This window comes from Endozoicomonas acroporae, assembly GCF_002864045.1.
Classification (GTDB): domain Bacteria; phylum Pseudomonadota; class Gammaproteobacteria; order Pseudomonadales; family Endozoicomonadaceae; genus Endozoicomonas; species Endozoicomonas acroporae.
Map to the genome: position 1 here is coordinate 1 of NZ_PJPV01000098.1, position 11,150 is coordinate 11,150.

The 11,150-nt window shown below is 49.1% G+C and carries 8 protein-coding genes; 6 read left to right on the plus strand and 2 right to left on the minus strand.

Annotated features, from left to right (window positions below; all coding sequences use genetic code 11):
* Positions 1–1,148: 1,148 nt before the first annotated feature.
* Positions 1,149–1,751: a hypothetical protein gene (locus tag CX664_RS16300; RefSeq protein WP_101747768.1), complete on the plus strand. Its 603-nt coding sequence runs from the start codon at positions 1,149–1,151 to the stop codon at positions 1,749–1,751.
* A gap of 84 nt (positions 1,752–1,835) precedes the next feature.
* Positions 1,836–2,540, plus strand: coding sequence for a hypothetical protein (locus tag CX664_RS16305; protein ID WP_101747769.1), 705 nt, complete (start codon positions 1,836–1,838; stop codon positions 2,538–2,540).
* 67 nt (positions 2,541–2,607) lie between these two features.
* Here CX664_RS16305 and elbB read toward each other — a convergent pair whose 3' ends face one another.
* Both elbB and CX664_RS26495 read right to left on the minus strand, forming a co-directional pair.
* Positions 2,608–3,276, minus strand: coding sequence for an isoprenoid biosynthesis glyoxalase ElbB (gene elbB, locus CX664_RS16310; RefSeq protein ID WP_101747770.1), 669 nt, complete (start codon positions 3,274–3,276; stop codon positions 2,608–2,610).
* A 520-nt stretch (positions 3,277–3,796) separates the two neighbouring features.
* Positions 3,797–6,253 carry a DUF84 family protein gene (locus tag CX664_RS26495; RefSeq protein WP_101747771.1) on the minus strand — a complete coding sequence of 819 codons (2,457 nt, stop codon included), beginning with the start codon at positions 6,251–6,253 and terminating at the stop codon, positions 3,797–3,799.
* Between the two features lie 632 nt (positions 6,254–6,885).
* Between CX664_RS26495 and pcnB the strand changes: the two genes are divergently transcribed.
* The 4 genes from pcnB (at position 6,886) to panC (ending at position 10,634) form a co-directional block, all read left to right on the plus strand.
* A complete protein-coding gene (gene pcnB / locus CX664_RS16320) occupies positions 6,886–8,340 on the plus strand; it encodes a polynucleotide adenylyltransferase PcnB (RefSeq protein ID WP_101747772.1) in 1,455 nt (484 codons plus the stop codon).
* Positions 8,340–8,840 (plus strand): 2-amino-4-hydroxy-6-hydroxymethyldihydropteridine diphosphokinase, encoded by a 501-nt coding sequence (gene folK, locus CX664_RS16325; RefSeq protein WP_101747773.1) that lies wholly within the window; start codon positions 8,340–8,342, stop codon positions 8,838–8,840. Before pcnB ends, folK begins: the two co-directional genes overlap by 1 nt.
* Before the next feature lie 125 nt (positions 8,841–8,965).
* Positions 8,966–9,760, plus strand: a complete 795-nt coding sequence (gene panB, locus CX664_RS16330) for a 3-methyl-2-oxobutanoate hydroxymethyltransferase (RefSeq protein ID WP_101747774.1) — start codon at positions 8,966–8,968, stop codon at positions 9,758–9,760.
* A gap of 16 nt (positions 9,761–9,776) precedes the next feature.
* On the plus strand, positions 9,777–10,634 hold the full coding sequence (panC, locus tag CX664_RS16335) for a pantoate--beta-alanine ligase (RefSeq protein WP_101747775.1): 858 nt from the start codon (positions 9,777–9,779) through the stop codon (positions 10,632–10,634).
* Positions 10,635–11,150 lie beyond the last annotated feature (516 nt).

Consider the following 11,150-nt stretch of genomic DNA (forward strand, 5'->3'; position numbering starts at 1 on the left):
GTGGAAATGTTCCAGTGCCCGTTGTTGTCTGTTCCACCTGGTAACCTGACATGGATCGCTTTCTTTCTTGTTTTCGGCTGTTTGCTGGCCGGTGCCTTCTGGCTTTAGTGGATGTTAACGGGGATGGAGTGTCTGTGGTTACTGAGGAGGAAGGTGACTGCATGGTTTCTTCGGGGATTACCTGTTTCCAGTTGGAGAATCGTCTGTGGATGACAACAATAGAACTATTGACCTAGCCCGCATATTTCATAAACGCTGCTACAGCTCGAATGATTGATTTTTTTTTGAACAAACATAGCCTGTCAGATCGTAGCAGCGTATTTCTCTGCGGTAATATTGTGTCCGCCATGGCTTTTTGTCAAAAAACATACTGATTTACCTGACACCAGGCGCACTGAACCCTCAACCTCTTTCAGCTGATTCAATAAAACGCCTGCCCACTTAAGAGTTGTGTCTCTTATCCCGGTTTGAGGACTGGCAGAGCAGCAAAAGCCTCTGTCACTCGGTATCGGTCATTTATTTAATCGGGCGTAAGCTGTACGTGTTTGCAGACAGTGGCGAGCTTCTGCCATGCTTTCGTCCGACATCGGCCGTAAGGCCGTTGGATGCCCAGCGCCTTTACCTAGGAGCCTGTCCGAGAATAGACTGCCCTACTGCGGTGGCAGCAAATTGGTCTAAAAAGTCAGAAATTTTTAGCAAATAGAACCACTATTCACTAAAAATTTCCGACTTTTTATCCTCAATTTTCTGCCATCCTCGCTACGGGGTCGCCTAGACACCCCTGCTTTCAGAGAGAAATGAAAGTTATCTGGCTCTCTATTATTTCGGCTTGCCTGGGTTCGGTCTGTAAACTGGAAGGTATTCAACTACCTTCATCTTTCACCCGCTATATTAGCGCTTATTTCAGGGCAGGCGTCATCCTGGATTAACGGGATTGTTGGGTATCAGAAGGAGGCTGTTAGTCCCCATCTGGATTCTCAGTCATTATCAATATGGAACATTTTTGCCGGTTAGTTGTCCAACAAAATATATTCCTCTGAATGAAATATTAATGGTGATCTAACATGAAAAGCTCAGCTTCGGTTGGTGAATTACCCTCTTTTCCGCCCTCTCCTTATTGCGTAGGGGACACAAAGGATTCTGCTAGCATGCAAGCGGTTGGTGTAGCTAACATTATGATGCGATATTGCTCAGACTCTAAGGGCGTGCTTAATAAAGACAAGTTATCCGGTCTTCTGGGCATGACAGTCAAGTATATTGCTGAGAATGCCGGAGTGGAGTTGCCATCAATTGTCAGTGGTGGTCCAGCACAAAACTCAGCCAGCAATAACCTGACAAATCCTGACCGTTGGAAATGGAATAATTGGGAGAGTAGGCTTTTCAGTACGGAAGGATTTGGCTTGAATGTATTGTTGCATGTCCGTTATCGCAAACTCATTTTTGACATACTTAGCCCCTATATAGGGGCTGATGAAAGTAAAATTCGTACTCTTTTCCAGCACCCACTATTTGAAGAATCATTGCGGGCAGGGAATTTAAAAACAGATATAACATCTCTCGACTTCAGGGACATTCTTCAAAAACACCAAGGCGCTTCAACTTCAAAAATATTAGCTGAACTGTTTACTATCTGCGCAGGTGGGTCCGAAACGTTTCTTCAGCTTAAGCCCACAGGGTTGATCAAATCAGCCATTGCATTGGGCTATCTGCCGGAAGAAGGCATTAACAAGATTTTTAACTTGACAGCGTAGAGATAAATATATAATTAGCGGTCCGCTGAGAATATTCACAGCCTGAGCATATTCGTCTGAATTAAATACTCGGGGACTTCTGATATGCATCCTTCAGCTTCAGCTGGAAAACCGCCCCTTTTGCCATCTTCAGTTAATCGTGCAAAAAGTACACATAATCCTGATAGCCGTGCAGTTGTTGTTGCAAAGGGTACAAATCCTGACAGCAGTGCAGCTGTTGTATTCGGACAAAGTATTATCCGGTATTGCAGTGACGGTAAGCTTAATCCCAATGGTGAGTTCAATCTTAATAAAGAACAATTATCCAGCCTTCTGGACAGGGTGATCAATTATATTGAGGATCAAACCGGAGTGTTGCCATCGGTTGTCAGTGGTACTGCGGCAAATAAACCAGCCAGCAATAACCCGACAGATCCTGACCTTTGGGACTGGAATCGGTGGGAAAGTGGCCTTGGCATTAAAGATATGCCTTACAGACATCGCAGCGTTATTTGTTTAATACTGGGTGCCAATATAGGCCGTGATGAAGGGAAAATTCTTGCTCTTTTCCGGCACCCAATATTTGAGGATTCATTACGGAATGCAAAGATCCCCACAAATACATTAGAATCTCTCCATGTCAGGAACTTTATTCAATTAAAGGAATGCTCCTCAATATTCGATAAACTGCTCGATTTTTACGGGGATCAAGGCGATATTAAGCCCGCAGGGATCATCAAATCAGCCATTGCATTGGGTTATCTGCCGAGAGTAGACATCGAACGGCTTGTTCAAGTTGGCCGCAGATAAAAATATGAAGAGCGAATGCCTGAAAATATTCATATCCTGAGCATATTTTCAGGCTTGCAGCTCATCATCAACTGGTCATTGACAGCACTTTAGTGACCAGCTTGCCAATACCTGCGGCGGCCTCACTGATATTTTGTGCCAACATATAAGCTGGAGTGGTCACCAGTTTATGGGTCTCATCAATGACGATTTCATCAACTGCACAGGGCTGGTGAGTCACTCCGGTCTGTTCCATTGCCTCGGCAGTTGCTGCATCATTACCAATGGTTGCCCTAACACCTTCTGCAAAAATACGACCAGCCATTGCCGGAGCAATGCAGATCAGGCCAATTGGCTTACCGGCTTCCGAGAACGCCTTAACGGCAACCATCATATCAACCTGCACACGCAGCTCAGCGCCTTTAAACGCAAAATCCGACAGGTTTTTCGCTGCCCCAAAGCCACCCGGGACAATCAGTGCATCAAAGTCAGCGACTTTCAAAGCTGCCAGGGGTTCGATATCCCCCCGTGCTATTCTGGCGGCCTCCACCAGAACATTCCGTTGTTCCTGGCTTTCTTCCCCGGTCAAATGGTTAATGACGTGGTGTTGATTAATATCAGGAGCAAAGCATTTATAGGCTGCTCCCTGCTGTTCGATACTCAGTAGCGTTAGTACAGATTCATGAATTTCAGCACCATCATAGACACCACACCCGGAGAGAATGACGGCGACTTTCTTCTGATGATTTGAACTCATTAGCGTATTCTCCTATCAAAACGTTCATTTATAGATTTCCTGAGAAAAAGAAAAACTCTTTATCAGAGCCTCATTGCAAGTCTCGACTGTTCTATAAAGTAGCTCTTATCTCAGCTCAACAATAAATCATTTTGGAGTCAATAGATGGGGGTGTCCTGGTACATGGTTTCAATGAGTTTGACGGGTTGTCGTGCCTCCGCACTCCGTTCGTCCCAAGCCTGTCGAAGGGCGTGAACTCCGGCCTCATGTATTGTGCCAATCACCCTTCGACAAGCTCAGGGTGAACGGAGATTGTACACGTCAAACTCATTGAAACCATGTATCAGGAGGCTGACCGAGAATAGACTGCCCTATGCGGTAACTGCTCCTGCATTCACATAGTCGTGGCAGAGAATTAAACAAAAAAATCCGTTTTGTGCGACAAATAGAACCTAAATTCACCTCACAAAACGGAATCTTCACCTTCAATTTTTTGTCTCCCCTTCCTCAGGGGGCACCCGGATGGATGAGCGCTATTTTTTCAGGCACTCTCATCGACTTCCATTGCCTCTTCACCCGTCAGGTCGGCAGGATTCGACACCTCCTCTGCATCCATCAGGTCGGCAGGATTCGGTGCCTCTTCGGCATCCGCCCGGTTGGCAGGACTCAGTGCCTTGTCCATCAACATGATTGACCAGGCTTGGCCAGTGGCTCCTCCACCATAAACGATTATCTCCTTCTTCTCCTTGGATTCCCTGGATTTCTCGGATTCCCCGGATTCCCCAGATTTCTCGGACTCCCCGGATTTTACGGATTTCACGGATTCATACGTGTTATACCATTCATGTAATCCATTGCGACGTTCACCTGCCTCGTGCAACTCCAACAACAGCTCTTTAACCTCTGGAGTACTCTCCATGTGATTGGTCAGAGCATCAATTATCCGGTATTCGATCTGCGGCCATACCAGGAAACCTTTGCTTTTAATCAGCATGTCCTTTTCGTCATTGTTAGCCATATTGATGGGAGAGAACACCTTCAGGCCAGCTTTCGTCAGTTGTGATCTGATTAGATTTACCACCGCCGGGTGATCTTCCGGTTGAATCAGCCCGTTTTCAATAGCCAGTGCCAGCCCCTGCAAGTTGACTTCCTTACCCTCCAGAAAATCCTTGTTGGCATTAACCAGCGGGGAGATATATTCCATGGGTTTGTTCATGGACTCGCGGCCTGTGGGATTATCCGAATGGACAAAGTCCCTCGGGTCAAATTTGTCGTCCTGGTTATAGAGGAAGGTTTCTTTAATTAACTGTTTGAACTTCGCCAGTTCATCGCTGACGGCCTGCGGATCATCATCAAGCAAGGCGGAAATAAAGCCGGAAACGGGTGTTGTCCCGGATGGGAAATGTTTACTCAGTTCGATCTTAAGCTGGGGGCCGATCTCTTCCAGATGATGGGCCAGTCCGGTGAAGCCCTGATAGAGAAAACAGGCATTACTGCACAGCAGTTTCTGATACATCCAGGTGTCGAGCATATCACGGTTATCGCCACCCTGAGGCAAGCCATTGGCCGGGTCCAGTACTTGTTTGTCAAGGTAAGCCATGGCATGGGCAAGGTTGGGAACCAGTTTCCGGACGTCGTCCTTTTGCTCCTGAGTGCCGGCAAGTTCCAGCAGTTTGGTCATGGAGCGAATAAAGTGAATTTCACTGTCGGTGGTGCCCGGCGTTAATGTGCCGAGGGTATCGGTCAGTAAGCCCCTCAAGGTATGGGTCGGATTGGGTACACCCGGGTCACCCGTATCTTTCGCCATTAGGTAGTTAGCATAAAGCTGGTTGAGTATGGTCTTCAGTTCTTCCGGTGCGATGGTTTTCAGGGACTCCGAATCCAGAGTGGGCATGCTGATCTCGGGGAATTTTTCTTTCATATAGTCACGCAGATCGTAGTACCAGCCATGCCCGGTGTCTCCCCCCAACACCCGGTGATAGACAAATTCGCTCAAATACGGGTCTGGAATCACTACCTGAGGAATCAGTCCACTGTCGAACTGCTTGCTGGCAATGGATGCCAAAGAGTCTGTCAGCTGTTTGAAGGCCTCAGGGCGGGCGACGTCTTGTTTGCTCAGGGTATCGATCATAATACCGTAATCACGCATCCATATTGTTTGCCCATAGCGATCCCCAAGGGATGCAGGTAGCCCCCGGCTGATCAGGGATTGCTTCAGGGTCTGGACGAGTCGCAGTTTATCTTCACCGCTCTGCTTACTGATGAAATCGTTCACGGCGTTCTTGACTGCCTGAGCCAGTCCCTGCTTACGGGTCAGGCGATCCTCGGTATATGCCCGCCAGTAGTCCCTGACGCCTTGGTCTTTCAATTCCTCTATCACCCTCTGGCGCAGGCCTGCAACCTGTGGCTCCGGCACCGCGTCTTTTGCGTCACAACCATCTCTGTGACCAAATATCATCAAGTTGAAAGCTTCTTTCTGTTTTGCATTGAGGGTGTGATAATGGGATTTGAAATCGTAAACATCTGCATCCGGACCCAATTCTTTGCGGATCTCGTCCGTCATCATGCTAATGCGCTCTTTATTGACCCGAACAGGGATCTCTTCGGACTCTCCGTAGTAAGATTTGCCGTCGATTTCAATGCAAGCGCCGGCAACGTCGACAAGTCCGTCAGGTTTGACCCGCAGGCCATTTTCAAAACTGATATAGACTCTGGGCAATACCTGCTCAATAGAAGCATCCTGAAGCAGATTTCGCTCGGCCATCATTTCCTTGACCACATCAATTCTGCTGGTGGCACCAAATTTGATGTCGTCGCCCACCGGCTGGGTAGGCGTTAGCAGTCGTTCTATGGGAGGTTTGATGTAAACAGTTCTCTGATTCGAACCGAAGAATTTTTTAAGAACGTCATCACCGGCATCCACTTTCTCCTTGTTTTTTGTGGTGTGCACCAACAGGTATTGGTTACCACCAAACAAGCCCAAAGCTTCGATACTCATAATTACTATCCTCTCGTTACGTTGTGAAAAGTTTTATGGACGTACCGACAACTCTGACAAGTAGAAAAGTGATTTTGTTCCCAGTACCAGTGAAGAAATAGAAGTACGTAAATACCAGTTGTAATTAATTATTAGTACATCGTCTGGTAAAATTTCTGGCCGGAGATGTTCTGGTCAACACTCCGGTGGCAACTGGTACTGAATTTTCAGTTCAGGATTTTTTCGGGTTGCCGACTGTGAAATTTCTGAATCACGGTAACTTTTTTATTGATAAAAACCGACAACAGTTGTCACTGATGTCAAGACAAATGGAGTGAAAACAGCGGCGGTGCTATGATAAGGAGCTGTCTGGAAATAACTTCCCTATTTTCATTGCCTGACTCCGTTCGGACTGAGCTTGTCGAAGTTCGGTGGTACGACCCTTCGATCAAGATCAGCACTCAGGGTGAACGGAAATCGGGAACTTATTAAAAGACAATTCCTAAGCGCTGATCCTTACGGACCTACCCTTCAGGTCAAGTTGATCAGGCAGGTCAAAGCCACAAACAACCACGGTAAGCCACTTTATCCATGCAACTTTTTTTTACACAACTTAAACAAATCCTGCAAAACCTATGATGCCAGGCACCGGAATGTACAGTTTTACAACAGCAATGGCTGTCCTGGTGCTTGGAGGCACACTTATTTTCTGGCTCATGCGTAACAGAAATCGGTCAAAACGCCACCGGCCCACATTTGAGGTAACGGGCGACCCGCAGAAAACCGTTATCCCCCGGGATAAACATCCGGTTTCCCGTCGCTACATCAACGACAATGCGCTCAAAGTTATTAACCGGTTAACCAGCCAGGGCTATGAAGCTTATCTGGTGGGGGGGTGTATCCGCGATCTGTATCTTGATCTTCACCCCAAGGACTTTGATGTCGCGACCAATGCCAGTCCTGAAGATGTCCGCAGGCTGTTTCGTAATTCCAGACTGATTGGCCGACGTTTCAAACTGGTTCATGTGCTGTTTGGTCGTGAAATGATTGAGGTAGCCACTTTCCGAGCCAACCATGAACAGCACCATGGTCAGGAAAAGTCCCGCCACTCGGAATCCGGAAGAATTCTCCGGGATAATGTTTATGGCACCATAGAAGACGATGCCATGCGCCGGGACTTTACCGTTAATGCCCTTTACTACGATGGTCGTGACTTCAGTGTGGTGGATTTCTGCAACGGGGTTGATGACATTCGCACCGGTACCCTGCGACTGATTGGCGACCCGGTTACCCGTTACCATGAAGACCCGGTTCGAATGCTCAGGGCCATACGGTTTGCAGCCAAACTCAACTTCACGATGGCACCGGAAACCGAGCAACCCATTCGGGATCTTGGGCAGTTGTTGCACGATATTCCAGCTGCACGATTGTTTGATGAGGTTCTGAAGCTGCTGCAGTCCGGTCAGGGTGTACGTACGTTTGAATTACTGCAGGAATACCAGTTGTTTGGTCCACTGTTTCCAGCCACAGCGCATTGCTTGCACGAACAGGACAGACTTGCCGGTCACCTGATTATTGAAGCATTGAAAAGTACCGACAAACGAGTCAGACAGAATCGTCCTGTGACACCAGCGTTCCTGTTCGCCGCACTTTTATGGGCACCCATGAGGCGAATGGCCAGAGAGCTTATGGACCAGGGTATTCCGCCTGTTCCGGCATTCCAGCAGGCTTCCATGACGGTGATCACGAACCAGTGTCACCACACCGCGATTCCCCGCCGGTTCTCCATGGTGGTTCGTGATATCTGGGATCTGCAGATTCGACTGGAACGCAGACAACCCAAACTGATTGAAACCTTGCTGGAACACCCCAAATTTCGTGCTGCCTATGACTTCCTGGTACTCCGGGAGCAAGCCGGTGAAAACCTGTCGGCGGCCGGTCAATGGTGGACAGAAATACAGGAGCTGGATGAACATGGTCGTCATGCCATGATCCGGTCGCTTACCAGCCATGGCGGGCAGAAAAAGCAGGGCAATAAACGCAGACGGCGCAGGCGCAAGCCTCGCAGTGGTGATGCCTCGTCAGCACATCAGTCCGGAGAGTCCTGATGGCAGAAACCGCCTATGTGGCACTGGGTAGTAACCTTGAGCAACCAGACCTGCAGTTGCAACGTGCCGTGGATGACATTGACAGTATGCCTCAAATAACGGTTGCTGCCTGTTCCAGGCTCTACCGGAGTGACCCGGTTGGCCCCCCCGGCCAGCCCGATTACTGCAATGCGGTGGTGGCTGTGAATACCACATTGGCACCGCTCAGGCTGCTGGATGCCCTGCAGTCGATAGAAAACGCCCATGGTCGTGTGCGCTCGGTACGCTGGGGACCGAGGACTCTGGATCTGGATATCATTCTGTTTGGCAACCGGTGCATTGAGTCAGAACGACTGACCGTTCCTCACTATCAGATGCAGGTTCGCAATTTTGTGCTGTGCCCTCTGCTGGATGTTGCACCGGATCTTGAACTTCCGGATGGTACTCTGTTGCAGGCAATGGTGGATGAACTAGGGTACCAGGGGCTGAATGTTATTGCTGACCGTTATCCATGGTTTTAACAGCTTGGCTTTGCAAACCCGTACTCTGGAAACAGTGCAGCCTGACTATTGCGCCAGGCCCTTAACTGACAAGCATTCACACTTCTCGTATAATCCGCGACAGCAACTAATCAAGGTCTTTACCCATGGCTAAAGTCACCCTAAGTATCCTGTCCGAGATGAAAAAAACGGGTGAGAAATTCACCTGCCTGACGGCCTACGATTCCACCCAGGCTCACCTGGCCAGCAGTCAGGGCGTGGCAGTGATACTGGTTGGTGACTCCCTTGGCAATGTCTGTCAGGGACACACCAGTACGGTTCCTGTTACTGTGGACGACATGTGTTATCACACCCGCTGTGTCAGTACCAAAGCGGGTGACTCCCTGTTAATGGCCGACCTGCCGTTCGCTTCCTACACCAATGAGCAACAGGCGCTGACCAACGCAACCCGTCTTATGCAGGCGGGTGCTGAAATGGTCAAGCTGGAAGGTGAGGCCTGGCTGGCACCCATTGTTACCCGCCTGCGTGAGCAGGGAATCCCTTCCTGCGTCCACCTTGGCCTGACACCACAGTCAGTGCATGTTCTGGGTGGCTACAAAGTTCAGGGTCGGGATGAAGCCCGCGCCAATGCCATGATTAAAGCCGCCATCGGGTTGGAAAAGGCCGGTGCCGCCATTCTGGTGCTGGAGTGCGTACCTTCGGTGCTGGCCCGGGAAATCACCCGTGCCGTTCAGATTCCGGTGATTGGAATTGGTGCCGGTGCTGACACGGACGGCCAGGTGCTGGTGATCTACGACATGCTGAATATGACCGCCGGACGCAAACCCAAATTCGTGAAAAACTTTATGGCTGAAGGTGGTTCTGCCCAGGATGCTGTCGCTGCCTACGTTAAAGACGTCAAGAACGGCACATTTCCGGGTCCGGAACACGGATTCGACTAAACGGAAAGTATCCATCATGCAAACTGTACACTCTATTGCTGAAGTTCAGGATATCGTTGGCACCCGTAAATCGGCCGGGTTGCGCATTGGCTTTGTACCGACCATGGGTAACCTGCACGGTGGGCACCTGACCCTGGTGGAAAAAGCCAAACAAAGCTGCGACTTTGTGGTGGTGAGTATCTATGTAAACCCCTTGCAGTTTGGCCCCAACGAGGACTATGACTCCTATCCACGAACCATGGAGCAGGACCAGCAGCTGCTGATGGATCACGGTGTTGATTTGCTCTATGCCGCCAGCACCCATGAAATCTATCCGGAAGGCAGCGAAAACCATACCCATGTGAGTGTCGATATCCTTGACGGTATGCACTGCGGGAATACCCGACCCGGTTTCTTCCGGGGCATTGCCACGGTGGTCGCCAAGCTGTTCAACATTGTGCGCCCGGATATCGCGGTATTTGGCGAGAAAGATTTCCAGCAGCTGACCATCATTCGCAAAATGGTGCAAGATATGGTGATGCCGGTTGAGATTCTTGGTGCCTCAATCGCCCGTGAGCCAACCGGTCTGGCCATGAGTTCTCGCAATGGTTATCTGACCCCACAAGAGCGCGGAGAAATAGCACCCGCTCTTTATCGCTGCCTGACACAAGCCAGAGACGCGATTCTGGCGGGCGAAACCGACTTTGACCTGCTGCGCAGAAATGCGTTTGCCCACATGGCCCAGGCCGGGTTCAAGCCGGATTACTTTAATATCTGCAATCCACAAACCCTGCTGCCCGCAACGCATAATGAGCAGTCACTGGTCATTCTTGCTGCTGGCTATTTAGGCAAAGCCCGATTGATTGATAATATTTACTTCAATCGATCATCTTAAGGTAGATATCAAACTACACTTCTGTCATTCCAGTAGACGACCAAACACTATGGTCAGGCTTTGAACTGCTCTACCGTCTCCAATTACAGAGACGATGGCCACAGTACCAGGCATGACCTTTATCTGGCCCGGGTTCTGTCATATTTGCCGCACCAACAGCGCTAAGGAGTTGTCTGGAAATAACTTCCCTATTTTCATTGCCTGACTCCGTTCGGACTGAGTGCTGAGCTTGTCGAAGTATCGAAGTTCGGTGGCACGACCCTTCGATACTTCGACAAGCACAGCACTCAGGGTGAACGGAAATCGGGAACTTATTAAAAGACAATTCCTAAGCGGCTGTCCGGGAATTGCATTTTCATAGCAAAAAAAGCCCGATGTAATTCAAACTATTCTTACCACTGCCATAAAACTGGCTACTGTTATCACTTTCCTATTAACGCTTTTTTTACCGATGTAGAAAAAACAGTTGCGTGTCAGAAATACTCCAACATCACTGACCTGTTTGCTTCTTTGTGT